This is a genomic window from Streptomyces sp. NPDC056600, assembly GCF_042792855.1.
Taxonomy (GTDB): domain Bacteria; phylum Actinomycetota; class Actinomycetes; order Streptomycetales; family Streptomycetaceae; genus Streptomyces.
The window spans coordinates 1-26,868 of the sequence record NZ_JBHTVQ010000076.1; the positions used below are offsets into that span (position 1 = coordinate 1).

Sequence of the window (26,868 nt, forward strand, 5' to 3'; positions counted from 1 at the left end):
GCCCCGGCAGACGAGCCGGGGCCCCCTTTCTGCGGGCCTCGGCAGACGAGCCGGCCGACCATGCCATCGGCCGGTCCCGCGGAGGACCGACCACCACGATCCACCTCGCGGCCGACGGCCGCTGCCGCCCGCCGGCCTTCTTCCTGACCGCCGTATCCGGGCGGTCATCCCCGTTCGGGCGGACCAGAACGTCCACCGGCTCAGGCGCGGCAGCCGAGGCGGGCGTCAGCCGACCTTCGACCGCGACACGTACGAGCAGCGCAACACCGTCGAGCGGCGCGTCAACCGCCTCAAGCAAGGCGAGGGATCGCCACCCGCCACGAGAAGACGGCGACCATCCACCTGGCCGGCCTCCACATCGCGGGCATCTTCCTCCGGTCAACCCGCTGGTCCCAACGAAACGGTCTAGTCGAGGTAGCCGCGCAGCTGCTCGGCGAAGGTGTGGTCACGCAGCTTGCTCAGGGTCTTGGACTCGATCTGGCGGATCCGCTCGCGGGTGACGCCGAAGAGGCGGCCGATCTCCTCCAGGGTGCGCGGCCGGCCGTCGACCAGGCCGTAGCGCAGCTGCACCACGCGGCGTTCGCGCTCGCCCAGGGTGGAGAGCACGGCGTCCAGGTGCTGGCGCAGCAGGATGAACGACGCCGTCTCGACCGGGGAGACGGCGTCGCCGTCCTCGATGAGGTCGCCGAGGGCGACGTCCTCCTCCTCGCCCACCGGGGCGTGCAGGGACACCGGTTCCTGGGCGAGCCGCAGGACCTCGCGGACCCGCTCGGCGGTCAGGTCCAGCTGGGCGGCGACCTCGTCGGCGGTCGGCTCGTAGCCCCGCTCCTGGAGCAGGCGGCGCTGCACCCGCACCACGCGGTTGATCAGTTCGACGACGTGCACCGGGACGCGGATGGTGCGGGCCTGGTCGGCCAGCGCGCGGGACATCGCCTGGCGGATCCACCAGGTGGCGTAGGTCGAGAACTTGTAGCCGCGGGCGTAGTCGAACTTCTCCACCGCGCGGATCAGGCCCAGGTTGCCCTCCTGGACGAGGTCCAGCATGGTCAGCCCGCGGCCCACGTACCGCTTGGCGACGGAGACGACCAGCCGGAGGTTGGCCTCGATCAGGCGGCGCTTGGCGAGCCGGCCCAGCACGACCAGCCGGTCCAGGTCGTGGGCGAGCCGGCTGTCCAGGTCGGGGGTGCGGCCGAGCTTCTCCTCGGCGAACAGCCCGGCCTCCACCCGGCGGGCCAGCTCGACCTCCTCGGCAGCGCTCAGCAGCGGGATGCGGCCTATCTCCCGCAGGTACTGCCGGAACAGGTCGGCCGAGGGGCCCGCGGTCTGCGCCTTGCGCCGCGTCGCGACCGGCTCCTCCAGGTCGGCCGGCTCCACCTCCACCGGCTCGGCCTCCGTGGCCTCGGCCACGTCCGCGGCGTCCACCGGCTCGGCGGGGTCGTGCGGCCCCACGGGTTCCACCGGTTCGGCCGGCTCGTCGAGGGACGGGACCTGCGTCTCGGGGTGGTGCGCCGCGCGGTCCTGCAGGGGCACCGCCGCCAGGACCGGTGCGTCCCCCTCGGCGAGGGCGCGCGAGGGACCGGCGGTGTGGGAGAGGGTCTGGGTCTGCACGCGTGCGACCTCCAGGGTGATCGCTGCTGGGGGTGCGGCAGCGCTTGCGTCTGTGGGCGACTGCGGGGGGTGACGCCGGGCGGCTCGGCCGCGTCGTGGGTCACGGGCCGGGCGTGCTCCGGGGTACTCGGCGCCGGACCCAGTGTGGCGTAGGACACACTCCCCTCACGAGGGTCGTGCGCCCACTTTCTGCGACCGGTACGTGACGGCTTGATTACCCAGGCGACGCAAAACTCATGTGCGCCCCCAGAAATCCCTCTGTAATGATCAGCGGATGCCCCGTTCTTCCTACGAAGCGCACCTGACGGTGCGGTGCCCGGACGACGCCGCGCTGGACCGGCTGCGCCGCTGGTCGGCGGCGCGCGGACTCAAGCTCACCCATGTGGTGCTCGCCCGCGGCCGCACCCCGTCCCAGCCGATGGTCACCCTGCGCGACGCCGGCTCGTACGCCGGCCAGCTGTCCCAGGCCCGCGCGGTGCGGGCCGAGTTGGAGGCGGACGGATTCCCGGTGGCCCGGCTGAAGGTCGAGTCCGACCCGCTGGCCCCGGAGGTCCCGCCCGAACCCTGCGAGGACGGACGCCACTTCGAGCACCACGTGAAGCTCCGTCTGGACGCCGCCGCCGACCTGACGGCCCTGGCGGCCCGGGTCGCCCCGCACGGAGCCCACCTGTCGTGGAACGCTCGGCGGGTCACCGGCCCCCGGCACCACGAGCGGTTCGTCACCCAGCGGTGCCGGGGTGTGGACGCGGGAGGCGCGCGACGGGCGCTGGACGCGCTGCTCGAGGCCTTGACGGGGGAGGAAGTGCTCGACGTGGAGCGGGAGTTCGTGCTGTACGACAGCGACGCCTCGGTGGACGCGGGATGGCTCGAGGAGCTTCAGGAAGGACCTGTGTGATGAGCACGCCCAGGAACCCGTGGAAGAACCCCCGGTACTACGACCTGCCGGCCACGCTGAGCTGGGTGGACGCGGACGGGGTGACCCAGAGCCCTGTCTTCGACCCGGCGATGAAGCACCGCGCGGACGCCTACCGGGCCTCGGAGCCGCGCTTCGAGCACGCCCGGCGGGGTGTGCGGTGGCGTGCCGCGCGGCGACGGGCGCTGGACCTGGTGCTGGAGGCGGTGGCCGGGTCCGCGTGGTCCGACGCGCTGGTGCTGCGCGGCAGCGCGCTGATGGCGCTCCGGTTCGGCGCGGAGGCCCGCGAACCGGGCGACCTGGACTTCGTGGTCGTCCCGCACACCTGGGCCATGGAGGACCCCGGCACGGCCCGGATGCTGGAGGAGATCGCCCGGGCCGCGCAGTCGCTGTCCGGCTGGGAGGCGGCCTGCCCGCGGTTCGACGCGCGGGGCGCGGTGACGGAGGACATCTGGACGTACGAGCGGGTGCCCGGCCGCCGCATGGTGCTGCCCTGGTCGGCGCCGGAGGCGTCCGGTCTGCCCGGCGGGACGGTGCAGCTGGACTTCGTCTTCAACGAGAGGCTGCTCCAGGAACCGGAATCCGTGGAGCTGCCCCGCGGCGGCACGGTGCGGGCGGCGACGCTCGAACTGTCCCTGGCCTGGAAGGTGCTCTGGCTGCTCTCCGACCGGTACCCGCAGGGCAAGGACCTCTACGACGCGGTGCTGCTGGCCGAACGCATGCCGCTCTCGCGGCAGTTGCTGCGGCCGGTACTGGAGGGCTGCGAGGACTGGCCGTACCTGCGGAGCCTGGGGCGCCTGACGCGCGCGCACCTGGCCGAGCAGCTGGCGGACGTCCAGTGGGAGGAGTTCGTCGTCGACCATCCGGAGTTCGAGGACCGCCGTCAGGAGTACACCGACCGGCTGCTCGACGCCCTGGAGCCCACGCTGGGACTGGAGTTGGCGTGAGGGCACGACCGGCACCCCGGGGTGCGCCGGTCCCTCGGCGCTGCGGAGGAAGCCGTCCCAGGTCGCGGTGCACGCTCGTCGCCGCAACCGGAGGTCTTCGCGTGGGCGAGGCACGATCTTCACTCGCACACTACACGTAATGCGCCTTTCGCGAGGTATGCGTGCTTTTCTGGGTGTGCTCGGATCGTGCCCACCGATGGAGGAGTCCGTATGACGCGACGTGCCCTACGGGGGATATCAGGACGCAGACGGCGCACGCTGGTTCTCGCTCTGGCCGTGCCCGGCCTGCTGGCCGGCCTCGCGCTGGGCACGGCGGAGGCCGTCGCCGCCGACCTGGGGCGGACGGCGGCGTCCGGTCCCGGTCCGGACGGCCAAGGCTACGGCGACGACGGTTACGGCGGCGGTGGCGGCGGTGAGCCGGGGCCCTCGGGACCGCCGGGGCCTCCGGGGCCTGCGGGGCCGCCCGGACCCGGAGGGCCCGCAGGTCCCGCAGGTCCGGAAGGGCCGCAAGGGGAGCAGGGGGAACCGGGAGAAACCGGCCCCGCCGGGCCTCCCGGACCCCAGGGGGAACCCGGTGAGCAGGGCGAACCCGGCCCGGCAGGACCCGTTGGGCCCCAGGGCGACCCCGGCCCGGCAGGGCTGCAGGGCGAACAGGGCGAACAGGGCGAACCCGGCGCCACCGGACCCGCCGGACCCGCCGGACCCCAAGGCGAAACAGGGCCCGCCGGACCCCAGGGCGAACAAGGCGAACCCGGCGCCACAGGACCCGCCGGACCCCAGGGCGAAACAGGCCCCGCCGGACCCCAGGGCGAACAAGGCGAACCCGGCGCCACAGGACCCGCCGGACCCGCAGGACCCCAGGGCGAGACAGGTCCCGCCGGACCGCAAGGCGAACAAGGTGAACCCGGCCCGCCCGGGCCGGAGTTGCCGCCCTACTTCGAGGTCATGGAGTTCACCGGGACCGTCCCCGCGGGGGCGGAGAACTACGCGGTGGAGATTCCCCAGGGGTTCTGCCCCTGGGCGGAAGGGATGGCCGCCATCGGCGGAGCCGCCGTCGACCCGGCGTCGGGCGTCCACGCCACCGGCAGCAACGTCTATCCGGTGTGGCAGCGTCCCTCGGAGCAGCTGTTCACCAACACCGGCGCCGAGGACGCCGACGTACGCGTCTGGGTGACCTGCGAATTCCCCAAGTGGATGGGGTGAACCGCACGGCCGTCACCACCGAGGGTGCGGGCGTCGACGGCGCTCGTGAGCGACACGCCTAGAGCGCCGCGGCCCCCCGCTCCCGCAGCGCCTGGCCGTACTGCTGGAGCACCCACAACTCGTTCTGCACGGCGGTGAGCTGGGCGGGGTCGCCCTGGTGGCCCAGGCGGGCCAGGCTGGACTGGACCTCCTGGATGCGGCGGTCCACCGCGCGGCGGCGGACGGCGACCAGCTGCTCCCCCGCGTAGTTCTCGTCGACCGGGCGGCGCACCATGATCGCCTCGACGGCCAGCTCGGTGACCATGGAGCGGACGGTGTCGTCGGGGGCGGCGTCGCGGACCCGGATCAGGTACTCCTGCGGGTCCCGGGCTCCGGCGTCGGCGCCGCCCGCGTCCATGACGGCCTGGCGCACCGCCGCGTAGGGCGGTGCGGTGAACTCGTCGACGCCGTACGCGTCGAAGGCCGGGGAGACCAGCTCGGGCCGCTGCAGGGCGAGCTTGATCAGCTCGCGCTCGGTGGCGTGCACCGGGTTGCGCAGGTTGAGGGGGGCGCCCGAGGGCCCGCGGGAGCCCTGCGCGGCGGGGCCGGCATGGGCGGCGCCCGGGCCGTCCTGCGGGTGGCGCGGGCCGTTCTGCGGCTGGCGGCCGTTCTCGGGCGCGGGCCCGCGGCCGCCGCGGTCGCGGGCCCAGCGGGCGATCTGGGCGACCCGGCGCACCACGAACTGGGTGTCCAGGATGCCGAGCATGCCGGCGAGCTGCACCGCCACCTCGTGCTGCGCGCCCACGTTCTTGATCTTAGCGACCACCGGGGCGGCCTCGTCCAGCGCCGCGGCCCGGCCGGCCGGGGTGTCCAGGTCGTAGCGGGCCACGATCTGGCGCAGCGCGAACTCGAAGAGCGGGGTGCGCGGCTGCACCAGGTCGGCGACGGCGTCGTCGCCCTTGGCCAGGCGCAGCTCGCAGGGGTCCATGCCGTCGGGCGCGATGGCGATGTAGGTCTCGGCGGCGAACTTCTGGTCGTCCTCGAAAGCGCGCAGCGCGGCCTTCTGGCCCGCGGAGTCGCCGTCGAAGGTGAAGATCACCCGCGAGGTGCCGTTGTCCATCAGCAGCCGGCGGAGGATCTTGATGTGGTCGCCGCCGAAGGCGGTGCCGCAGGTGGCTATCGCGGTGGTCACCCCGGCGAGGTGGCAGGCCATGACGTCGGTGTAGCCCTCGACGACCACGGCCCGGCTGGTCTTGGCGATGTCCTTCTTGGCGAGGTCGATGCCGTAGAGGACCTGCGACTTGCGGTAGACCGGCGTGTCGGGGGTGTTGAGGTACTTGGGCCCGTTGTCCGACTCGTAGAGCTTGCGGGCGCCGAAGCCGACGACCTCGCCGCCGATGTCGCGGATCGGCCACATCAGGCGGCCGCGGAAGCGGTCGATGGGGCCGCGGCGGCCCTCCTGGGCGAGGCCGGAGGTGAGGATCTCCTTGTCGCTGAACCCCTTGCCGCGCAGGTAGCGGGTGAGGTGGTCCCAGCCCTGGGGGCTGTAGCCGACGTTGAAGTGCTCGGCGGCGGCCTGGTCGAAGCCTCGCTCGGCGAGGAAGGCGCGGCCGGTGTCCGCCTCGGGGCTGGTGGCCAGCTGCTCGGCGTAGAACTGGGCGGCGATCTTGTGCGCCTCGATCAGGCGGATGCGCTCGCCGCGCTGGTGGGAGGGGTTGTAGCCGCCCTCCTCGTAGCGGAGCGTGATGCCCGCCTGGCCGGCCAGGCGCTCGACGGCCTCCGAGAAGGTGAGGTGGTCGACCTTCATCACGAACGTGATGGTGTCGCCGCCCTCCTGGCAGCCGAAGCAGTGGAAGAGGCCCTTGGCGGGGCTGACCTGGAACGACGGGGACTTCTCGTCGTGGAACGGGCACAGGCCCTTGAGGTTGCCGCCGCCGGCGTTCTTCAGCTGGAGGTACTCCGACACGACGGAGTCGATCGGGACCGCGTCCCGAACCGCCTTCACGTCCTCGTCGTTGATCCTGCCGCCGCCAGCCACGTGCAAATTGTACGGGCGTGCGCCGACGTCGCGGCTCCACCGCCCGCCGGACCGCCCGTCGGTCCCGCCCGCGCCGCGGGCGGCGGCACGGGCGGGACCGGCGGGTCCCGGGCCCCGCGGGGTCAGGCGACGAGCGCGTCCAGGGCGACGCGGGGGTCGGACAGGGCGTCCGGGTCCACGGGCGCGCCGCCGCGGATCAGGTCCTGGATCGCGGGCGTGACGTCCCACACGTTGACGTTCATCCCGGCCAGGACGCGGCCGTCCTTCAGCCAGAACGCGATGAACTCGCGCTTGCCGGCGTCGCCCCGGATGACCACCTGGTCGTAGGCGCCCGGCGGGGCCCACCCGGAGTACTCCATGCCCAGGTCGTACTGGTCGGAGAAGAAGTACGGGACCCGGTCGTAGACGACCTCCCGCCCCAGCATGGCCCGGGCGGCCGCCGGTCCGCCGTTGAGGGCGTTGGCCCAGTGCTCCACCCGCAGCCGGGCGCCGAACAGCGGGTGCGGGAACGCGGCGACGTCGCCGGCCGCGAAGACGTGCGGGTCGGAGGTGCGCAGCGAGGCGTCGACCGCGATGCCGCCGCCCAGCTCGCGGGGCGCCAGCTCGAGTCCGGCCGACTCCGCCAGTGCGGTCCTGGGGGCCGCGCCGATCGCGGCGAGCACGGCGTGCGCCGGGTGCTCCTCGCCGTCCTCGGTCCGCGCGGCCAGGACCAGCCCGTCCTGGCCGACGATCTCGGTGAGCTTCGCCCCGAACTGGAACCGCACCCCGTGCTCGCGGTGGAGCTCGGCGAAGACGTTGCCCAGCTCCGGGCCCAGCACCCCGTACAGGGGGGTGGGAGCGGGCTCGACGACGGTGACCTCGGCCCCGTAGTGCCGTCCCGCGGCGGCGACCTCCAGGCCGATCCAGCCGGCCCCGGCGATCAGCAGGTGCCCGTTGTCGCGGCCCAGCGCGGCCAGCACGCCCTTGAGCCGCTCGGCGTGCGCGAACCGCCGCAGGTGGTGGACGCCCGCCAGGTCGGTGCCCGGCACGTCCAGCCGGCGCGGCTCGGCGCCGGTGGCCAGCAGCAGCCGGTCGTAGGGGACGAGCGTGCCGTCGTCCCCCAGGCGCACGGTGCGGGCCGCTGTGTCGAGCGCGTCCACGGTCTGCCCGAGGTGCAGCTCGATGTCGTGGGCGGCGTACCAGGCCGCCTCGTGCACGAGCGCGCTGTCGCGGTCCGCGGAACCGAGCAGGTAGCCCTTGGACAACGGGGGCCGCTCGTAGGGATGGTCCCGTTCGTCGCTGATCAGTATCACCCGCCCGCGGAAGCCTTCGGCGCGCAGCGTCTCCGCCGCCTTGGCGCCGGCCAGGCCTCCTCCGACGATGACGAACGTCTGGTCCGCGTCGACCACGATGTGCCTCCTTCTCCGGTGGTGCCGGATGAGCGTCCCGCACGGAGGCTAGTGCCCGGAGAGAACCTGCCGAAGAGGCCACGCGGTCCTTGTCCCGGCGGTAACGGACCGTTTCGGCCGGGACGGGCCCTTCTGCCGCGGGGAGGGCGGGCCCTTCGGCCGGGGCCGGCCCTCCGGGCGCGGGCGGGCGTCAGGCCTGCATGGTGAGGCGGGTGTGCAGGGCCCGGGCCGAGGCGTCGGTGAGGGAGGCGATCTGGTCGACGATCACCCGCTTGCGCGCCCGGTCGTCCGCGGCGGCGTCGAACAGCGCCGCGAACTGCGGGTCCAGCCCCTCCGGCGCCCGCGCCGTGAGCGCCTCCGCCAGCTCGGCGACGACCACCCGCTGGTCGGCGCGCAGCCGTTCCTGCTCGGCCCGCTGCATCACGTACAGGTCGGCGACGGCCTTGAGCACCGCGCACTCCATCCGGGTGGTCCGCGGCACCACCAGCTGCGCCTTGTACCGGGTCAGACGGCCGTCACCGTAGGCGGCCCGGGTCGCCGTCTCGGCGGCGGTGCAGAACCGTCCGATCAGCTGGCTGGTGGCGTCCTTGAGCCGGGCCTGGTCGACGGCGCTGCCGTCGTAGCCGTGCGGCCACCACTCCTGGGCCTGGAGCCGGTCGAGGGCCGCGCCGAGTTCCTCCGGGTCGGTGTCGGCGGGCACGTACCGGGCGTCCAGCACCGCCACCGTGAAGATCTCGCGCCGGTCGGCGGCGCTGTGCAGCCGGGACGGCTGGATGTGACCGGCGTGCAGCCCGTCCTCGACGTCGTGGACGGAGTAGGCGACGTCGTCGGCCCAGTCCATCACCTGCGCCTCGAAGCAGACCCGGTCGCGGGCGGGCGCGTCGGCCCGGACCCAGTCGAAGATCCGGCGGTCGTCCTCGTAGACGCCGAACTTGCGGAAGGCGGGACCGGCCGGGTGACCGCCGCGCGGCCAGGGGTACTTGGCGGCGGCGTCCAGCGCGGCCCGGCTCAGGTTGAGGCCGACGCTGGTCATCTCGCCGGTGGTGCGGTCGGTGACGAACCGCTTGGGCTCCAGGCGGGTGAGCAGCCGCAGCGACTGCGCGTTGCCCTCGAAGCCGCCGCAGTCGGCGGCGAACTCGTCCAGCACCTGCTCGCCGTTGTGCCCGAACGGCGGGTGGCCCAGGTCGTGGGAGAGGCACGCGGCCTCCACCAGGTCGGGGTCGCAGCCGAGGGCCGCGCCCAGCTCCCGGCCGACCTGGGCGCACTCCAGCGAGTGGGTGAGCCGGGTGCGGGGGCTGGCGTCCCAGAGGCGGACGGTTCCCGGGGTGACGACCTGGGTCTTCCCGGCGAGCCTGCGCAGCGCGGCGGAGTGCAGCACCCGGGCGCGGTCCCGCTGGAAGGCGGTGCGTCCGGGGCGCTTGTCGGGTTCCGGGGCCCAGCGCTCGACGGCTGCCTCGTCGTATCCGGCGGTCGGTTCGTTGCCTGCCATGTCGACGACAGTAATTGGTGCGGGCGACAGCCGCCTCGTGTCGGCCAGGTCCTGCCCGGCGGACGGGCCCTACGCCGCGGCGAGCGCGGGGCGCGTCCGCGCGGCGGTGGCGGCCGCCTCGTCGTGACGTCGCAGCACCAGGCGGACGACGTCGGGGTGGGCGCCGAGCGGCGCGGCCACGATGCCGGGGGCGGCCTCGGCGGTCTCGGTGTGGAAGCGTCCGGGGGCGGTGAAGTAGGAGGCGACGGCCACCTCGGTGCGGCCCCGGGCGGTCAGCGCGGCGACCGCCTCGGCGACGGAGGGGGCGGCGGAGGCGTAGGCGGGGACCACCGGCACGCCCAGGCGGGCGGACAGCGTGGCGGCGGTGCGGCGGGTGTCCACGGCCCCGTCGGGGTCGCGGGAGCCGGAGGCGGCGAGGACCACGCCGTGCCGGGCGGTCACCGCGCCCGGGGCCTCGGGCCAGCCCGCCTCGACGAGTCGCCGGTGCAGGGCGCGCACCAGCAGCGGGTGCGGCCCCAGGGCGGGCGCGAGGCGGACCGGGCCGGTGGCGTGCGCCGCGACGGTCCGCGGGATGTCCCGCTTGACGTGGTGTCCGCGGCCCAGCAGCAGCGGCACCAGCACCGCGGGCGTGCCGCCGAGGGCGCCGAGGGTGTCGGCCAGCAGCGGCTCGTTCAGCTCGATGTGCCCGAGCCGGACGTCGAGGCCGGGCCGCGCCGCGCGCACCAGGCCGGCCAGGGCCCGCGCGGTGGCCAGGGCCCGGGGGTCGCGGCTGCCGTGCGGCACGAGCACGAGGGCGGGGCGTGAGGTCTCGGACATGCCACCGATCCTCCCCCGGGCACGTTGCCGCCCGGTTGCCGCCCGGCGTCCGCCTTGTTTTCCCTCCGATCACAGCTGTCCCGCACCCGGTGTGAGCGGCGTGGGGGAACCACCCCGACGCCTCCGGGCGTGTGGGACGACGTGGGGAAACGACACGAGACGCCGCGCGCACCGCGGCAGGCGATGCCCGGGATCCTGCCGCGGGTGCGGTGGGGAGCGCGGGCGGCGGCGCGCAGGGCGTGGCCGCGGACGACGGCCGGCCGGCGGCGGTTGGTGCGCGCGGCGGTGGCCGTGTGCGCGCTGGCGCTGCTGCCCTACGCGTGGGTGTGGACGGCGGCGGACGACCGCCTCCGCTCCCCCGAGGAGGCGCCGCGCACCGACGTCGCGGTGGTGTTCGGCGCCGGGCTGTGGGACGGCGAGCCCTCCCCCTATCTGGCGCACCGCCTGGACACCGCGGCCGCGCTCTACGCGGACGGCCGCGTCCGGGTCGTCCTGGTCACCGGCGACAACAGCCGCGAGGAGTACGACGAGCCGGACGCGATGCGCGCCTACCTGGTGGAGCGCGGTGTGCCCGGCTCGCGGATCGTCAGCGACTACGCCGGCTTCGACACCTGGGACTCCTGCGCCCGGGCGAAGCGGATCTTCGGCGTGGACGAGGCGGTCCTGATCAGCCAGGGCTTCCACGTCCGCCGGGCGGTGGCGCTGTGCGAGGAGGCGGGGATCGCCTCCTACGGCGTGGCCGCCACCGGTGACCGGCACGACGCCGTCTGGTACTACGGCGTCGTCCGGGAGACCCTCGCGGCGGGCAAGGCCGGGCTCGACGCCCTCCTCGAGCCGGACCCGCACTTCCTCGGGCCCCGCGAGAAGGGTGTCGAGAAGGCCCTCGCAGCGGGGTGAGGCGCGGCCCTCGCACCGGAGTGAGCCGCGGCCCTCGCCCCGGGTGGGACAAGGCCCTCGCGCCGGGGGAGGGAGGGCCCTCACAGCGGGGCGGGCCGGGCCGGGAGGTCACCGTCCCGGCCGCGTAACCGGCGACGACGGGCCTCGTAACAGCTCCCGCGCACGCTGGTCGGTATGCAGAACACCGCCGCGTCCACGCCCACCCACTGCCCGTACTGCGCCCTGCAGTGCGGCATGAACCTGGCCCCCGCCGAGGGGGGCGGAGTCCAGGTGCTGGAGCGCGCGGACTTCCCGGTGAACCGGGGCGCGCTGTGCGGCAAGGGCCGCACCGCCCCGGCCGTGCTGGAGCGCGCGGCGCGGCTGACCGAGCCGCTGGTGCGCGGCGCCGACGGCGAGCTGACGCCGGCGAGCTGGGACGAGGCCCTGGACCGGGTCGCCGGCGCCCTGCTGCGCACCCGCGCCGAGCACGGCGCGGACGCGCTGGGCGTCTTCGGCGGCGGCGGGCTCACCAACGAGAAGGCGTACACGCTGGGCAAGTTCGCCCGGGTGGCGCTCGGCACCTCACAGATCGACTACAACGGCCGGTTCTGCATGTCCTCCGCCGCGGCCGCCGGGACCAAGGCGTTCGGCGTGGACCGCGGCCTGCCGTTCCCGCTGGAGGACGTCCCGCGCACCGGGTGCGTGATCCTGGTCGGCTCCAACCCGGCCGAGACCATGCCGCCGTCGCTGCGCTACTTCACCGAACTGCGCGACAACGGCGGCACGCTGATCGTGATCGACCCGCGCCGCACCCGCACCGCCGAGCAGGCCGACCTGCACCTGGCGCCCCGCCCGGGCACCGATCTCGCCCTGGCGCTCGGCCTGTTGCACCTGGTGGTCGCCGAGGGGCGGACCGACGAGGCGTACATCGCGGAGCGGACCACCGGCTGGGAGGAGGCCCGGGCCGCGGCGATGGCGCACTGGCCGGAGTACGTGGAGCGGATCACCGGCGTGCCCGTGCCGCAACTGCGCGAGGCGGTACGGATGTTCTGCGAGCCGGAGGCGGCGATGGTGCTCACGGCGCGCGGCCCGGAGCAGCAGTCCAAGGGGACCGACACGGTCGGCGCGTGGATCAACCTCTGCCTGGCCACCGGCCGTCCCGGACGCCCCTACTCCGGCTACGGCTGCCTCACCGGCCAGGGCAACGGCCAGGGCGGCCGCGAACACGGCCAGAAGGCCGACCAGTTGCCCGGCTACCGCAAGCTGGACGACCCGGAGGCGCGGCGTCACGTGGCGGGCGTGTGGGGCGTGGACCCGGACTCGCTGCCGGGGCCGGGCCGCAGCGCCTACGAGCTGCTGGACGCCCTCGGCACCGACGTCCGCACCCTGCTGCTGATGGGGTCCAACCCGGTGGTCTCCGCGCCGCGCGCCGCGCACGTCGAGGAGCGGATCCGCTCGCTGGACTTCCTCGCCGTGGCCGACGTGGTGCTCTCCGAGACGGCGGCGCTGGCCGACGTGGTGCTGCCGGTGACCCAGTGGGCGGAGGAGACCGGCACCACCACCAACCTGGAGGGCAGGGTGCTGCTGCGGCGGCAGGCGCTGGCCCCGCCCGCCGGGGTGCGCAGCGACCTGTACGTGATGCGGGAGCTGGCCGCCCGGCTCGGGGTGGAGAAGGGGTTCTCCGACGACCCCGAGGAGGTCTTCGAGGAGCTCCGCCGGGCGAGCGCGGGCGGCCTCGCGGACTACTCGGGCATCACCTACCGGCGGCTGGCGGAGGAGAACGGCGTGTTCTGGCCCGCGCCGGAGCGGGTCGACGACGGAGATGGCGGGGACGGCGGAAGTGCCGGTGACGTCCGGCTCGGCGACGGCGGCACCGCCCCGCACCCCGGCACGCCGCGGCTGTTCCTCGACCGGTTCGCGCACCCGGACGGCCGGGCCCGTTTCGTGCCGGTCGTCCACCGGGCCTCCGCGGAGGAGCCCGACGAGGAGTACCCGCTGCTGCTCACCACCGGGCGGGTGGTCTCGCAGTACCAGTCGGGCGCGCAGACCCGCCGCGTCGCCGAGCTGAACGCGGCCGCGCCCGGCCCGTTCGTCGAGCTGCACCCACGGCTGGCGGAGCGGCTGGGGGTCGCGGAGGGCGACCGGCTCGCCGTGGTCTCCCGGCGCGGCCGCGCGGTGGCCCCGGCGCGGGTCACCGGGGCGATCCGGCCGGACACGGTCTTCATGCCGTTCCACTGGTACGGCGAGGGCCGCGTCAACACCCTCACCAACCCGGCGCTGGACCCGGTCTCCCGCATGCCGGAGTTCAAGACCTGCGCGGTCCGCGTGGAGCGGGCCTGAGTGCTCGGCGGGTGAACCGGTGGCCGCTCGGCGGGTGAACCGGCGCCGCCCTCGCTCAGACGTCGGTCGTTGCCCGACCGCCGCCGGTACCCCGGCCCGCGGCCCCCGGCCGGAACTCCTGTTCGGCGAGGCGTGCGGTGAGGAACTCCTTCTCGGCCTCGTTGCCGGTCAGCTCCAGCGCCTGCCGGTAGGCGGCCGCCGCCTCGTCCGCACGGCCGAGGCGTTGCAGCAGGTCCGCCTTGATCGCCGGCAGGTAGTGGTGGCGGGAGAGGCGGCCGTCCCGCTCCAGTGCCTCGACCTGCGCCAGCGCGGCCGTCGGTCCGTGGGCCATCGACAGCGGCACGGTCCGGTTCAGCGCCACGACCGGCGAGGGCCACAGCGACAGCAGCCTGTCGTAGAGGGCCACGATCTGCTGCCAGTCCGTCTCCTCGTATCCCGGCGCCTCGGCGTACAGCGAGGCGATCGCCGCCTGCAGGGTGTACCGCCCTGCGCGGCCGCCGCGCAGGGCGGCCATGATCAACTCGTGCGCCTCGGTCAGCGCGGCGCGGTCCCACAGCGAGCGGTCCTGCTCCTCGAGCCGCAGCAGCCGGCCGTTCGCGCCGGTGCGGGTGGCGCGCCGGGCGTCGGTGACCAGGATCAGCGCCAGCAGCCCATGGACCTCGGGCTCGTCGGGCATCAGGTCCCGCAGGGTGCGGGCCAGGCGCAGCGCGCGGTCGACCAGGTCGGGGCGCATGAGCGCGGGGCCCGAGGGGGCCGTGTGCCCGGCGGTGAACAGCAGATGGATCACGCCGAGCACGGCCGTCAGCCGGTTCGGCAGCTCCGCCGGGCGCGGCACCCGAAACGGGATGCGGGCGGTGGAGATCTTCTTCTTCGCCCGGGTGATGCGGGCGGCCATGGTCTGCTCCGACACCAACAGCGCCCGGGCGACGTCCGGTGTCGGCAGCCCGCACACCAGCCGCAGCGTCAGTGCGAGTTGCGCCTCCTGGGCGAGTGCGGGATGGCAGCAGGTGAAGACGAGCCGCAGGCGTTCGTCGGGGACGACATCCTCCGGGTCCACGGCCTGCCTCTGGTCTTGCTCGTCCACGGCGGGCTCGTCCACGGCCTCATCCGGCTCGACCAGCAGCGGCAGTTTCGAGCGGAACGTCCGCTCGCGGCGGATCGCGTCCATCGCCCGGCGCTTGGCCGCGGTGGTGAGCCAGGCCGCGGGGTTGCCCGGGACCCCGTCACGCTCCCAGGTCGTGAGCGCCGCGGTGTACGCCTCCTGTACGCACTCCTCGGCCAGGTCCAGGTCGCGGGCGACGCGCACCGTCGCGGCGAGCACGAGGGCCCACTCGCGCCGGTGCGCGTCGGCGACCGCCCGCCTCGCGTCCGTCGTGGCCGTCGCCTCCGTCATCGCCGTCGTGGCCGTCGTGGCCGTCGTGGCCGTCATCGGGCGATGGGCGCGACACCGCCCGCGACGGGCCGTACCTCGACACCGCCGCGGCCCCACCGGACGGCGGGGTTGTGGCGCGCCAGCTCCAGGGCGGCGTCCAGGTCGGGAGCCTCGATGACGCAGATGCCGGCGACGACTTCCCTGGAGTCGATGAAGGGGCCGTCGGTGACCACGTCGCCGCGCAACGAGGTGGCGGTGTCGGCCGAATGCAGCGCGTACGCCGCGATCATGGTGCCGGAGTCGATGAGGTCGTCGGCGTGCCGCTTGCTCGCCGCCTGCTGCTCGGGGCTGTAGTCGCCGGCCGTGGGGTCGTCGAAGATGAGGATCGCGTACTGGGCCATGGCGGGACTCCTTGACTGTGCGTCTGGTCGGTACGCCTCTCCGTCGGACGGGCGGCGCCGATTCGACAGACCGTACGCATACCGACCCGCCCGTGGGCGCGGACCGCGGGCGTCGAGAGCCGACCGGTGGCCGGTCAGCGGGTGAACCAGTCGCCGCCCGCGATGACGCGCCCCTCGGCGCGCAGCCGGGCGGCCAGGCGCGGGGCTGCGAGGTAGACCCAGGCGAGGACCCTCGCCCCGTCGCGGGTGCGGGTGACCTCGCGGACCGCGCGGAGGTAGAGGCTGGAGGGGTCGCCGGGACGGTACTCCTCCAGCTGGTCCAGCGCGTCCAGCATCCGCGCGTAGACGTCCTCGGCGAGGGTCATCAGGTCCCCGCGGACGACGCCGGGCTCCACGTCGGCGGCCCTCCCGGCTCCGGGCCCGGCGTCGTCCTCCTCCAGTGCGTACGGATAGCCGGGCCCCTCGTGCAGGACGACGCCGCTCAGGGTGGCGGGCTCCTCGGCGGTGGTGCGGCCGAGGAGGTACGAGGGGTGGTACAGCCCGCCCGGGCGGAGCGTGCCGTAGACGAAGACGGGAAGCCGCTCGGTCCGCGGGCTCATCCGGCCGCCCCGGTCCCCGCGCCCGCCCCAGGCCCCGTCCCCGTCCCCGCCTCGGGTGTCGTCTCGTCCTCGATCCACCGCAGGTACGCCGCGTCGCCCCGCACCACGGGCGTGGCGATGATCTCCGGCGTCTCGTAGTCGTGCGCCGCGCGCAGGTGCGCCTCCAGCGCCTCGTAGCGGCCGGCCGTGGTCTTGAACAGCACCTGCCACTCCGAAGCGGTCTCCACCACGCCCTGCCAGCGGTACACCGAGGTCACCGGCCCGGCGATCTGCGCGCAGGCGGCGACCCGCGCCTCCACGGCGCCCCGTGCGAGCGCCTGCGCCTTCTCCGGGGAGTCGATGGTGGTGAGCACGGTCAGCCACTCGGCCATGGTCGTCGTCCCTCCGCGGGTGCGCGGTCCTCGCTCCGGTCACGGTCATTGTCCCGCGCCGCGACCTCACCCGTTCGCCGACCGGCCCGCACGGCCCGTCACCGCGCCCGCCGCCACGCGTGAGCTGCGCATACACCGGGCGGCGCGGACAAAGCGGCCTCGCGCCGACGTCACCTCGGCAAGCGCCGCGGCGCGCCTGCCGGTTACCTCGTTGGTGCAGGGGCGCGGGAGTCGGCGGCACTCCCGCATCGCCGGGCGAGAGCGACGGGAGCGCCGGACACCTCCGCTGTCCGTCGCCGACCACCGCGCGCCCCTGACCCCTCCGGGCGCGACGCCCCTCACCCCGGAGGGACCGCTCCAGGCGTCCCGGCCCGCGGCGGGGGTGACCGGGAGCGCCGTGCCGTGGAAAACTCCGTGGACCGGACCGGCAACCCCCACCACCCGCCCGCGACCGGCCGCGGGCGAGGAAACGGAGCACAGCGCATGAGCGGGCGAGAGTTCGACCTGGTGCTGTACGGCGCCACCGGCTTCGTGGGGGCGCTCACCGCCGAGTACCTGGCACGGGCCGCCCCCGCCGGTACCCGGATCGCGCTGGCGGGCCGCTCGCCGGAGAAGCTGGACGCCCTCCTGCGGACGCTCGGCGACGGCGCCTCCACCTGGCGGACGATCGTCGCCGACGCGGGCGATCCCGCCGACCTGGCGGCGATGGCGGAGCGGACCAGGGTCGTCGTGACCACGGTCGGTCCCTACGCCCGCTACGGTCTGCCGCTGGTGGAGGCCTGCGCGAAGGCGGGGACCCACTACGCCGACCTCACCGGGGAGCCGCTCTTCGTGCGCGAGTGCGCCGACCGGTTCCACGAGGTCGCCGCCGCGTCCGGCGCGAAGATCGTCAACTCGTGCGGGTTCGACTCGGTCCCCTCGGACCTGAACGCCTACCTGCTCCACCGCAGGCTGGCCGACGACGACGCCGGACGGATGACCGGCACCACGCTGGTGGCGGCCCTCAAGGGCGGCATGAGCGGCGGCACCGTCGACTCCGGCATCACCCAGTTGGAGGCCGTCGCCGCCGACCGGTCGCTGGGTCGGGTCCTCGCCGACCCCTACGCCCTCAGCCCCGACCGCGGGCGCGAGCCCGACCTCGGCGCCCAGAAGGACCACGCGCTGCGCCGGGCCACCGACGTCGTCCCCGGCATGCCCGGGTGGGTCACCACCTTCATCATGGCCTCGCACAACACGAAGATCGTGCGCCGCAGCGCCGCCCTGCTCGACTGGGCGTACGGCCGCGACTTCCGCTACGGCGAGGTCATGTGGACCGGGAAGTCACCGGCGGCGCCGGTCGTGGCGGCGGGCGTCGCCGCGGCGTTGGCGGCGTTCCAGGCGGGCGGGCCCCTGGTCGCCCGCGGCCCGGGCCTGCGGCTGCTGCGCCGCGTCGCGCCCAAGCCCGGCACCGGGCCGGACGCGAAGGCCCGCGCGAACGGGCACTTCACCATGACCACGGTCACCCGCAGCACCACCGGGGCCCGCTACCGGGCCGTGTTCGCCGCCCAGGGGGATCCGGGCTATCAGGCCACGGCGGTGATGCTCGGCGAGAGCGGCCTCGCGCTCGCCCTCGACGGGGAACGGCTCCCCGCCACCGCCGGCGTCCTCACCCCGGCCACCGCCATGGCCGACGCCCTCGCCGAGCGGCTCCGCGCGGCGGGCTTCACCATCACCACGGAACGCCTGGACGCCTGAGCCCACTGCCCTTGTCGGTTCCCTCGGTCAAGGTCTGCGGCCATGACTGAGAGCACCGTCGAAGCGTGGCCGGAACCTCCCCTCGCCGGCACCGAGGCGGCAGCCGTCCTCGGCGCCCTCGAACGGCAGCGGGCCACCCTGGCCTGGAAGTGCTCCGGCCTGGACGCCTCCGGCCTCCGCGCCACCCTCGGCCCGTCCGCCGTCACGCTCGGCGGCCTCCTCAAGCACCTGGCGCACGTCGAGGACAGCCACTTCGCCCGCCTGTGGCTCGGCTCCCCGGTCGGTGCTCCCTGGAGCGACGTCGACTGGGACAGCGCCCCCGACTGGGACTACCGCTCGGCCGCGGAGGACACCCCCGAGGAACTGCGCGCTCTCTGGCAGGCATCGGTCGCCCGCTCCCGTGCCGTCGTCGACGAGGCGCTCGCCACGGGTGGGCTGGACCAGCTCGGCGCCCACACCACCCGTGCCGGCGAACGCCCCAACCTCCGCCGGATCCTTCTCGACCTCGTCGAGGAGTACGCCCGCCACGCCGGTCACGCCGACCTCATCCGCGAATCCGTCGACGGGCTCACGGGCGAGGACCCGCCCAGGTAACCGAGGCAGGTGCCGTGCCCCTGAGCGTTGCCGACGGCTCAGGGCTGTACGCCCAGGCCCGGGGCCCAGGGCGTGGACATGGGCGGCTCAGGCCAGCCACTGGTCGTACGCCATCTTGACGACCAGCGCGAAGACGACGGTGAGCAGCACCACGCGGACGAAGCCGCTGCCGCGCTTGAGGGCGGTGCGGGCGCCGAGCATGCCGCCGGCCAGGTTGAAGACGGCCATCAGCGCGGCCAGCTGCCAGAAGACGGTGCCCTTCCAGGCGAACATGGCCAGCGCCCCGGCGTTGGTGCAGCAGTTGACGATCTTCGCGGTGGCCGAGGCGCGGACCAGGTCGAGGTGGAGGATCGCGGTGAGCGCCAGCACCAGGAAGGTGCCGGTGCCCGGGCCGATCAGGCCGTCGTAGAAGCCGATGCCGACGCCGCCGATGCCGATCGCGGCCAGCACCCGCCGCCGGGAGACCGGCTCGGCCGAAGGCACGGTGCCGAACGCCGGCCGCAGGAGAACGAAGGCGCCGACGCCCAGCAGCACCACCATCACCACCGGCGTCAGCACGTCCTTGCTGAGCGCCGCCGCCACCAGCGCGCCGCCGCCGGCCCCGGCAAGGGCGGCGAGCCCGATCTTCACCGCGGTGCCGACGTCCACGGGGGTGCGGCGGGCGTAGGTGACTGCCGCGCCGGTGGTGCCGACGATGCCCACCGCCTTGTTGGTCCCCAGCGCGAACTGCGCGGCCTGACCGCCGGCCGGGAGGCCGAGCAGCAGCGCGGGCAGCAGCAGGAGCCCGCCGCCGCCGACCACGGCGTCTATCCATCCGGCCGCCAGTGCGGCGACGCAGAGCAGGACGACGGCGGTCAGCGATATGTCAGGCATGATCGTCACCCTACGAAGGGCACAGATGTACCGTCCACGGACTTGAGTGGCTTCTGAGCTTGCCGCGGCAGAACCCCAGGTCGTCGGGCAGCGCCCGGGCGAAGAGACCGCGCGGCAGGCGGTACGTTGGGCCGCCGGTCCGACCTGGATGCCTCGCGATGACGGCACTGAAGCCGAGAGAACGCACCGACGCCGATCTGCCCGCCTGCGCCGCGGCGCTGCGCACCGTGCACGAGCGGGACGGTTACCCGTTGAACTGGCCGGCCGACCCCGCGGCCTGGCTCAGCCCGCCCTCGCTGGTGGGGGCGTGGGTGGCGGAGCGCGACGGCCTGGTCGTGGGCCACGCCGCGCTCTCCCGCCCGGCCGAGGACGACCTGGCGCCCGGCCTGTGGGGCGGCGACCGGACCGGCGCGGTGGTGGTGAACCGTCTCTTCGTCTCCCCCGCCGCCCGCGGCCTCGGCGCGGGCGCGGCCCTGCTGGAGCACCTCACCGCCGAGGCCGCCGCGGCGGGACGGCATCCGGTCCTCGACGTGCTCTCCACCGACACCGCGGCGGTCGCCCTCTACCGCCGCCTGGGCTGGCGGCACCTCGGCGACCGGGAGCAGCGGTGGGGGCCGCGGCAGACGGTGACCCTCCGCTGCTTCGCGGCGCCGGGCGGGCGGGGGACGGCCACGCGCCGCCCGGGTCGGCTGTGAGCGGTTCCCTGGCGCCGATCACCTAGGTGGTCGTGCGTCTGCGGGCCAGTTCCCTGCCCTCCTCGATCAGCGCGTCGGCGACCAGCAGTCGCGGCAGGAGGTCCGGTTCGAGCGTCATCGCGCGGAAGGCGAGCGCGACGGTCACGTCGTGGTCGGGCCGGTGGACGATGTCGACGGGGTCACAGGCCCGGATGTCTCCCGGCTCGATCACGCGCAGGTAGGCTCCCGGCACCGCGGCCCGGGTGAACCGCTTGATCCAGCCCTCTCGCTCCAGCCAGCCCTGGAACGTCGCGCAGGGGATCCGCGGGCACGACACCTCCAGGACGACGTCCGGCCCGATGCGCCAACGTTCGCCGATCAGGGCTCCGTTGACGTCGAGGCCGAGGGTCGTGAGGTTCTCCCCGAAGACGCCGTCGGCGAGCGGCCTGCCCAGCTCGGCCTCCCACCGGTCGAGATCCTCACGGGCATAGGCGTAGACGGCCTGGTCGAAACCGCCGTGGTGCTTCACGTCGTAGACGCGGTCGCCCGCGAGACCGACCTCGCCGGTGCCCTTGGGCCCGGGCGCGGTGACGGCGACCGGACCGTCGACCGGCCGCTTGTCGATGCCCGTCGCGCTGAGACCCTTCCACGGGTTGGGGCGGGGCCTGCCGACATTGACGGAGAGCAGCTGCATGCGCGGGACAGTACGGCCCTCCGCACGCCGGGGCGACCCGTTTCCCCGCCAACTCCTCGGAATCGTGGGTTCGGCCGGGGACAGGGGCCGGGCGGCGACGAGGGGCGCCGTCGCCGCCCGCGACCGTGGGCCCGGTCAGTCGAGGGCCTGGTAGAGCGTGGTCCAGAAGTCGGCCATGGCGCGCGGCGAGTCCGGGGTGGACAGTCCGACCTGGGTGAGCAGGACCCCGGTGAGCTGGTGGGTCCGGTCCGCGTAGGCGGTGGTGCCGGTGCCGCCGAACCAGCCGAACCGGCCGACGGGCGCGTAGTCGTCGCGTCCGGTGCCCACCGACATGCCGAATCCCCAGCCGCCGGCCGCCCCCTGCCCGGACGACAGGTGGGCGACGCCGTCGAACATGGCCGCCCGGGCGGCCATCTGCGCGGCGGTGAGACGGTTGGTGGTCATCAGCTCGACGGCGGCCCGGGACAGGATCCGCTCGCCGTCGTGCACACCGTGGTTCAGCAGCATGCGGAAGTAGGCGTGGTAGTCGTCGACGGTGGAGACCAGCCCGCCGCCGGCTCCCTGGAACACGGGCGGCCTGCTCGCCGTTCCTCCCGCCGCCTCGTCCCAGACCGCGAACTCCCCGGTCCGCGGATCGGGCCCGTACAGGGGCGGCAGCCGGTCGATCCGGTCGCCGGGCACGTGGAAGCCGGTGTCCTTCATCCCCAGCGGATCGAGGATCCTCTCGCGCAGGAACGTCTCCAGCGGCTGCCCGGCGACCCGGGAGACGAGCACACCGGTCACCTCGTTGCTGAGGTCGTACTGCCACCGCACGCCCGGCTGGTACTGCAGCGGGAGCTCGCCGAGGCGGCGCATCCACTCGTCCTGGTGGGGCGCCGGGCCGGAGGCCACGCTGTAGTCGAGGCGCTCGAAGGTCGCGGCCCTGATCGGCGAGGCCATCGACTCGAAGTCGGTGCCGAGCCCGAAGGTGGAGGTCATCAGGTCCCGCACGGTGACCGGCCGCCGCGCCGGAACGGTGTCGTCCAGCGCGCCGTCGGGCCGCCTCAGCACCCGCCGGTCGGCGAGTTCGGGCAGCCACGGGTCCACGGGGTCGTCCAGCCGCAGCCGGCACTCGTCGAGCAGGACCATCGTCGCCGCCATGGTGACCGGCTTGGACGTGGACGCCATCCGGAAGATCGTGTCCCGGCGCATCGGCGGGCCGCCGTCGTGCCGCATCGTCCCGATCGCCTCCACGTGTGTCCGGCCGCCGCGGCCGACCAGGGCGACCAGACCGGGGATCCTCCCGGACTCCACGTGCCGCTCCAGCACCTCCCGCAGCCGGCGCAGTCCCGCCTCGGTGAAGCCGCCGTCGCTCACTGCCATGACCCGTCTCCTGTTCACGGTGCCCTCCCGCGGCCGCCGTCCGGCGGCCACGCGGCCCTCCGAAGGGGCCGTGGAACGAGGCTGCACCCTTGACCCAAGGTCAAGGTCAAGTGCCCGCCGGGCGCGCTATCCTCGCCCCGCGACGACCCACCACGACCCCCGGCACGGAGGAGCGTCAAGGCGATGGCGGACGGGCTCGGGCTCACGATCGGTCAGGCGGCGGCGTACGTCGGCGTCACGATCAAGACCGTGCGGCACTACCACCGGCTCGGCCTGGTCGCGGAGCCGGAGCGCGACGCCTCCGGCTACCGCCGCTACCGCTCGGACGACCTGTTCCGGCTGGTGCGGGTCCGCTCGCTGGCCGCGGCCGGGGTGCCGCTGGCCGAGGTCGGCGACCTCCTCGACGCCGATCCGGAGACCTTCGCCGCCACCCTGAACGAGGTCCACGGCGAGCTCACCGCGCGGATCGAGGACCTGACCGCGCGCCGCGACCGACTGCACCGCCTCGACCACGGCGACCGGGCCCTGCTGCCCGACCGAGCCTGCGCGGTCCTGGAGACACTGGACGGACTGGGCCTCGACCCCGCCTACGTGACGGGCCAGCGGGAAGCCCTCGTGCTGACCCGGGCGCTGGTCCCGGAGATCTTCGACAGTTTCGTGACCTGGCTCGAGCAGTCGCTCGCCGACCCCGAGACCGTCGAACTGACCAGGCGCGGCTGGGAGGCGAGGAGCTGGGACCCCGACGATCCGCGGATCGAGGAACTGGCCTCCGCGCTGGCCGGCAAGCTGCTGGCCCGGCGCGAGCTGCTGTCGACGCCGTCCGGGTTCGAGGACGGGGCAGACGTCGCGACCCGCTACGAGGTGGTCAACCACCACATGGAGGACCGGGCCCCGTCCGTCGCCCGGCTGAACGCCCTGGTCGAGGCGGAGCTGCGCGCCGCCGGGATCACCGTGCCGGGCCGGTGACGGCGGTCCGGCGCGGCTGACCTCGGGCGGACCGCCGCCGGACCGGTCGGACCGCCCGCCCGGGCCTCCGGACGGGCCTCCGTTCCGGACAGGCCTAGTTCTTCGTCCCGTCGACGATCACCGGCGAGCCGCCCGAGCCCGCGCCGCACGGCGAGGCGTACACCGGGTGGGACTTGGCGGCCTCCTTGAACGCCTCCAGGCACTGGTTGTAGAGCACCTTGTCACTCAGGGAGCGCTCCAGGATCTTGTTGGCGTCGGCGATGCCCTTCGCCTCGATCCGCCGCCGCTTCGCCTCCGCCTCGGCGGTCCGCCCCGCCTCCTCGGCCCGTTGGGTCGCCTGCTCCTGCTGCAGCTTGGCGTCGATCTGGTCCTGCAGCTTCTCCGACGGCCGGACGTTGCGCAGGTTGACGGCGGTGACGTCGATGCCGCGCGGGGCCAGCCGCTTCTCGATCAGGTCCGCGATCTCGGTGCCGATCTGCTCGCGCGCCGAGGCGTAGCCCTCCTCGCTGGTGTGCTGTGCGAAGACGTTGCGGATGATCTCCCGGCTGTCCGGGGTGACCAGCCGCTCCTGCACCCCTTCCTCACTGCCCGCCAGCTGGTAGAGCCGCACCGCGTCCTTGGGCACGACGGCCCACTTCACGGTGACGTCGGCGTAGAGCACCCCGCCCTCCGAGGAGCGGACCTCGACGCGGTCCTTGCCGTCGAGGTTGAGGTCCACGGGGCGGGTGGAGAAGGTCGTGACGTCGGTGAACGGCGACGAGAGGTTGACTCCGGAGGACAGCGGCTCGCCGACCGAGCCGAACGTCACCGGGACGCCCACCTCGTAGGCGCTCACCACGTGCACGCAGGCGAAGATCCCGGACAGCACGGCGGCCACGGCGCTGATCGCCGCGCCCAGCTTCCAGCCGCCGCTGTCCTGGGCCCGGCCGACGACGTACAGCACGACCGCCGCGACGAGCAGCAGCACACAGAGAAAGAGCATCCGGTCCCCCTGGCCCCCTGTTCCGGGTGACGGGCCCGCCCGGTCGGAGCGGGCCCCGCGAGTCCCGCCGGGAGCCGCCCGCGCGAGTCGCATCCCTGCGGACGCCGCACCACCACGCCGCGGTTCCGGCGGACCGGGACACCTCGCCGCCCGGTGGTTCCGGGTGGGTACGGACACCCCACCGCCCGGCCGCCGCGGCGGACACGGAGCCCCCGCCGCCCGGCGGCCCCGCGGACCCGGGACACCTCGCCGCCCGGCAGTCCCAGGGACTCGGGCCCCCTCCCCGGCCCGCGGCAGGGGAGCGACAGGACTGCCCCCGCCCGCCCCATTGACGCGGTCATGCCTCCCCCGCATCATCGTGGGAGCGCTCCCACCTGACAGGTCCTCAGATGCGGACCACCATCGGCACCGGGCGTCCGCCGTCGGTGTCGCCCGAGGAGGAACACGCCCCATGCCGCTCGCCCATCGACTCACCCACGGCCGGTCAGGCCGCGCCGGTCTCGTCCGGTCCGGTCCCGTCCGGTCCGGCCGCGGAGGCCGTGGACGCCCCGTCGCCGTGCTGACCTGCGCACTGGCCACCGTCGCCGCGCTGGCCGCCGTCCCGCCGAGCCCGGCGGCCGCCGGCCAGGCCGCCGGGACCTCCGCCGCGGACGCGGCGACCGTGGACGTCTCCGTCAACGCCGGGGTCGGCCTCGGCACCATCGACAAGGCGGCGTTCGGGGTGAACACCGCCATCTGGGACTCCCACATGAACGACCCGGAGGTCGCCGACCTGATGGGTGCCGCGGGCGTGAAGGTGATGCGCTACCCCGGCGGCTCCTACGGCGACATCTACCACTGGAAGGACCACACCGCCCCCGGCGGCTACGTGGCCCCCGGCACCGGCTTCGACGCGTTCATGGGCACCGTCCGGGCCACCGGCGGCCAGCCGATGATCATCGCCAACTACGGCACCGGCACCCCGCAGGAGGCCGCCGACTGGGTCCGGTACGCCAACGTCACCAAGGGGTACGGGGCGAAGTACTGGGAGATCGGCAACGAGAACTACGGCAACGGCCACTACGGCAGCGGCTGGGAGGCCGACGACCACGCGGACAAGAGCCCCAAGGAGTACGCCCGCAACGTCCTCGCCTACTCCCAGGCCATGAAGGCCGTCGACCCCACCATCAAGATCGGCGCCGTGCTGACCACCCCGGGCGACTGGCCCGACGGGATCACCGGCGAGGGCGACTCGGCGGACTGGAACCACACCGTCCTGGACGCCGTGGCCGGCACGGTCGACTTCGTGATCGTGCACTCCTACCCGGGCGGGGCGAGCGCCGACGAGGCCCTCGACCGGACGACCCGGCTGCCCGGGCAGCTGCGTGAGGTCCGCCGCCAGATCGACCGCTACGCCGGGGAGCGCTCCTCGAAGATCGGCATCGCGCTCACCGAGGTCAACTCCAACACCCAGATGAACAGCCGCCCCAACGGCCTGTTCGCCGCGGACACCTACATGACGGCGCTGGAGAACGGCGTCTTCAACGTCGACTGGTGGAACACCCACAACGGCCCCGACAAGGTGAGCACGGTCGACGGCGACACCGACTTCAACGACTACGGCCTGCTCTCCAGCGGCGGCTGCGTCGGCGACGTCTGCCAGCCCGCCGTCAACACGCCGTTCCACCCCTACTTCGGCCTGAAGTCCCTCACCAAGCTGGGCGCGGCCGGGGACACCATGGTCGCCTCGTCGACCACCGACGACCAGGTCTCCGCCCACGCCGTGCACCGCGCCGACGGCACCCTGAGCGTCATGCTGATCAACAAGGACAAGGACGCCACCCACACCGCGAAGATCGGTTACGCCGGGTTCACGCCCACCACGCAGGCCCCGGTGGTGCACCGCTACGGCCGCGGCGACACCGACGTCACCCGGGTCGCCGCCACCGGCGGGGGCGTCCAGGAGCTCCCGCCCTACTCGATCACCACGGTGACGGTCTCCCCGCACGCGGCGGCCGCCTCGGTCGGCGCCCCCGGGGCGCCCAAGGTCACCGCGGTGGACAGCTCCACCGCCACGCTGAGCTGGTCCGCGCCGAGCAGCGGCAAGGCGGTGCGCTACGAGGTGTACGAGCGCCTGGGCACGAACGCCCAGCTGCTGGCGACCTCGACCTCCACCTCGGCGACCGTGCGGAACCTCCCGCCGGGCTCCGAGCACACCGTCAACGTGCTCGCCCGCGACGCCGACGGCCGGCTCTCCCGCCCGTCCGTGCCGCTGACCTTCGCCACCACCGCGCCGCGCGACAGCAGCTGCCTGGTCACCTACCGGGTCGACGCCGGCTGGGGCAACGGCTTCGTCGCCACGGTCACCGTGTCCAACCTCGCCGACACCGCGATCAACGGCTGGAGCCTGGACTTCGCCTGGCCCTCCACCGGCCAGTCCGTCCAGAGCTTCTGGAACGCGAAGGTCTCCAGCTCCGGCACCAAGGTCCACGTGACCGACAACGGGCAGAACGGGGAGCTCGCCCCGAAGGGCGGCTCCACCGCCACCTTCGGGTTCGTCGGCGCCAACGACGGGGCCAACCCGGCCCCGACGGCCTTCACCCTGAACGGCACGGTCTGCCGCACCTCCTGACCCGGCCCGGCCCGGCCCCCGCACGGGAGGGGCCCTGT

Annotated in this window: 23 protein-coding genes and 1 pseudogene; 11 read left to right on the plus strand and 13 right to left on the minus strand. The window is 74.4% G+C overall.

The window, feature by feature from the left end; genetic code table 11:
- Window positions 1-375 (plus strand): annotated as a pseudogene (locus tag ACFRAV_RS27710) (IS5/IS1182 family transposase); the annotation flags it as partial.
- Between the two features lie 30 nt (window positions 376-405).
- On the opposite strand, the gene ACFRAV_RS27715 reads toward ACFRAV_RS27710, so the two are convergent.
- Window positions 406-1,608 carry an RNA polymerase sigma factor gene (locus tag ACFRAV_RS27715; RefSeq protein ID WP_382559294.1) on the minus strand — a complete coding sequence of 401 codons (1,203 nt, stop codon included), beginning with the start codon at window positions 1,606-1,608 and terminating at the stop codon, window positions 406-408.
- Between the two features lie 274 nt (window positions 1,609-1,882).
- On the opposite strand from ACFRAV_RS27715, the gene ACFRAV_RS27720 reads away from it, so the two are divergent.
- From ACFRAV_RS27720 to ACFRAV_RS27730, 3 genes are all read left to right on the plus strand, one after another.
- Complete coding sequence (locus tag ACFRAV_RS27720) at window positions 1,883-2,503, plus strand: hypothetical protein (protein ID WP_382559296.1); 621 nt, start codon at window positions 1,883-1,885, stop codon at window positions 2,501-2,503.
- Window positions 2,503-3,468: a nucleotidyl transferase AbiEii/AbiGii toxin family protein gene (locus ACFRAV_RS27725; protein WP_382559298.1), complete on the plus strand. Its 966-nt coding sequence runs from the start codon at window positions 2,503-2,505 to the stop codon at window positions 3,466-3,468. The genes ACFRAV_RS27720 and ACFRAV_RS27725 overlap by 1 nt, the downstream gene beginning before the upstream one ends.
- A 945-nt stretch (window positions 3,469-4,413) precedes the next feature.
- Window positions 4,414-4,671: a hypothetical protein gene (locus ACFRAV_RS27730; protein WP_382559300.1), complete on the plus strand. Its 258-nt coding sequence runs from the start codon at window positions 4,414-4,416 to the stop codon at window positions 4,669-4,671.
- 58 nt (window positions 4,672-4,729) lie between these two features.
- On the opposite strand, the gene dnaG is transcribed toward ACFRAV_RS27730, so the two are convergent.
- The 4 genes from dnaG to ACFRAV_RS27750 all read right to left on the minus strand — a co-directional run bounded on the left by dnaG (window position 4,730) and on the right by ACFRAV_RS27750 (window position 10,381).
- Window positions 4,730-6,688, minus strand: a complete 1,959-nt coding sequence (gene dnaG, locus ACFRAV_RS27735; RefSeq protein ID WP_382559302.1) for a DNA primase — start codon at window positions 6,686-6,688, stop codon at window positions 4,730-4,732.
- A 122-nt stretch (window positions 6,689-6,810) separates the two neighbouring features.
- The gene (locus ACFRAV_RS27740; protein WP_382559304.1) at window positions 6,811-8,076 is read right to left on the minus strand and encodes an NAD(P)/FAD-dependent oxidoreductase; all 1,266 of its coding nucleotides are present in this window, start codon (window positions 8,074-8,076) and stop codon (window positions 6,811-6,813) included.
- Window positions 8,077-8,266: 190 nt separating this feature from the next.
- Complete coding sequence (locus tag ACFRAV_RS27745) at window positions 8,267-9,565, minus strand: deoxyguanosinetriphosphate triphosphohydrolase (RefSeq protein ID WP_382559306.1); 1,299 nt, start codon at window positions 9,563-9,565, stop codon at window positions 8,267-8,269.
- 69 nt (window positions 9,566-9,634) lie between these two features.
- Window positions 9,635-10,381 carry a sirohydrochlorin chelatase gene (locus tag ACFRAV_RS27750; RefSeq protein WP_382559308.1) on the minus strand — a complete coding sequence of 249 codons (747 nt, stop codon included), beginning with the start codon at window positions 10,379-10,381 and terminating at the stop codon, window positions 9,635-9,637.
- 183 nt (window positions 10,382-10,564) lie between these two features.
- On the opposite strand from ACFRAV_RS27750, the gene ACFRAV_RS27755 reads away from it, so the two are divergent.
- The gene (locus ACFRAV_RS27755) at window positions 10,565-11,278 is read left to right on the plus strand and encodes a vancomycin high temperature exclusion protein (RefSeq protein ID WP_382559310.1); all 714 of its coding nucleotides are present in this window, start codon (window positions 10,565-10,567) and stop codon (window positions 11,276-11,278) included.
- A gap of 174 nt (window positions 11,279-11,452) precedes the next feature.
- On the plus strand, window positions 11,453-13,597 hold the full coding sequence (locus ACFRAV_RS27760) for a molybdopterin oxidoreductase family protein (protein ID WP_382559312.1): 2,145 nt from the start codon (window positions 11,453-11,455) through the stop codon (window positions 13,595-13,597).
- Window positions 13,598-13,652: 55 nt separating this feature from the next.
- On the opposite strand, the gene ACFRAV_RS27765 is transcribed toward ACFRAV_RS27760, so the two are convergent.
- The 4 genes from ACFRAV_RS27765 to cutA all read right to left on the minus strand — a co-directional run bounded on the left by ACFRAV_RS27765 (window position 13,653) and on the right by cutA (window position 16,340).
- Complete coding sequence (locus ACFRAV_RS27765; RefSeq protein WP_382559314.1) at window positions 13,653-15,026, minus strand: RNA polymerase sigma factor; 1,374 nt, start codon at window positions 15,024-15,026, stop codon at window positions 13,653-13,655.
- Entirely contained in the window at window positions 15,023-15,370 is a 348-nt protein-coding gene (locus ACFRAV_RS27770; protein WP_382559316.1) for a YciI family protein, read from the minus strand. The genes ACFRAV_RS27765 and ACFRAV_RS27770 overlap by 4 nt, the downstream gene beginning before the upstream one ends.
- A gap of 134 nt (window positions 15,371-15,504) precedes the next feature.
- Window positions 15,505-15,969 carry a gamma-glutamylcyclotransferase family protein gene (locus ACFRAV_RS27775; RefSeq protein ID WP_382559318.1) on the minus strand — a complete coding sequence of 155 codons (465 nt, stop codon included), beginning with the start codon at window positions 15,967-15,969 and terminating at the stop codon, window positions 15,505-15,507.
- Window positions 15,966-16,340, minus strand: coding sequence for a divalent-cation tolerance protein CutA (cutA, locus tag ACFRAV_RS27780; RefSeq protein WP_382559320.1), 375 nt, complete (start codon window positions 16,338-16,340; stop codon window positions 15,966-15,968). Before cutA ends, ACFRAV_RS27775 begins: the two co-directional genes overlap by 4 nt.
- Before the next feature lie 483 nt (window positions 16,341-16,823).
- Here cutA and ACFRAV_RS27785 point away from each other — a divergent pair, with 483 nt between their 5' ends.
- Entirely contained in the window at window positions 16,824-18,074 is a 1,251-nt protein-coding gene (locus ACFRAV_RS27785; RefSeq protein WP_382559322.1) for a saccharopine dehydrogenase family protein, read from the plus strand.
- A gap of 42 nt (window positions 18,075-18,116) precedes the next feature.
- On the plus strand, window positions 18,117-18,668 hold the full coding sequence (locus ACFRAV_RS27790; RefSeq protein ID WP_382559324.1) for a DinB family protein: 552 nt from the start codon (window positions 18,117-18,119) through the stop codon (window positions 18,666-18,668).
- Window positions 18,669-18,755: 87 nt separating this feature from the next.
- On the opposite strand, the gene ACFRAV_RS27795 is transcribed toward ACFRAV_RS27790, so the two are convergent.
- The gene (locus ACFRAV_RS27795) at window positions 18,756-19,541 is read right to left on the minus strand and encodes a sulfite exporter TauE/SafE family protein (protein ID WP_382559326.1); all 786 of its coding nucleotides are present in this window, start codon (window positions 19,539-19,541) and stop codon (window positions 18,756-18,758) included.
- A gap of 158 nt (window positions 19,542-19,699) precedes the next feature.
- Here ACFRAV_RS27795 and ACFRAV_RS27800 point away from each other — a divergent pair, with 158 nt between their 5' ends.
- Window positions 19,700-20,236 (plus strand): GNAT family N-acetyltransferase, encoded by a 537-nt coding sequence (locus tag ACFRAV_RS27800; RefSeq protein ID WP_382559328.1) that lies wholly within the window; start codon window positions 19,700-19,702, stop codon window positions 20,234-20,236.
- A 22-nt stretch (window positions 20,237-20,258) separates the two neighbouring features.
- On the opposite strand, the gene ACFRAV_RS27805 is transcribed toward ACFRAV_RS27800, so the two are convergent.
- Both ACFRAV_RS27805 and ACFRAV_RS27810 read right to left on the minus strand, forming a co-directional pair.
- Entirely contained in the window at window positions 20,259-20,909 is a 651-nt protein-coding gene (locus ACFRAV_RS27805; protein WP_382559330.1) for an MOSC domain-containing protein, read from the minus strand.
- Window positions 20,910-21,044: 135 nt separating this feature from the next.
- Complete coding sequence (locus tag ACFRAV_RS27810) at window positions 21,045-22,271, minus strand: serine hydrolase domain-containing protein (protein WP_382559332.1); 1,227 nt, start codon at window positions 22,269-22,271, stop codon at window positions 21,045-21,047.
- A gap of 183 nt (window positions 22,272-22,454) precedes the next feature.
- Between ACFRAV_RS27810 and ACFRAV_RS27815 the strand changes: the two genes are divergently transcribed.
- Window positions 22,455-23,237 carry a MerR family transcriptional regulator gene (locus ACFRAV_RS27815; RefSeq protein WP_382559334.1) on the plus strand — a complete coding sequence of 261 codons (783 nt, stop codon included), beginning with the start codon at window positions 22,455-22,457 and terminating at the stop codon, window positions 23,235-23,237.
- Window positions 23,238-23,331: 94 nt separating this feature from the next.
- Here ACFRAV_RS27815 and ACFRAV_RS27820 read toward each other — a convergent pair whose 3' ends face one another.
- Window positions 23,332-24,219, minus strand: coding sequence for a prohibitin family protein (locus tag ACFRAV_RS27820; RefSeq protein ID WP_382559336.1), 888 nt, complete (start codon window positions 24,217-24,219; stop codon window positions 23,332-23,334).
- 451 nt (window positions 24,220-24,670) lie between these two features.
- Between ACFRAV_RS27820 and ACFRAV_RS27825 the strand changes: the two genes are divergently transcribed.
- Complete coding sequence (locus ACFRAV_RS27825) at window positions 24,671-26,830, plus strand: cellulose binding domain-containing protein (protein WP_382559339.1); 2,160 nt, start codon at window positions 24,671-24,673, stop codon at window positions 26,828-26,830.
- Window positions 26,831-26,868 lie beyond the last annotated feature (38 nt).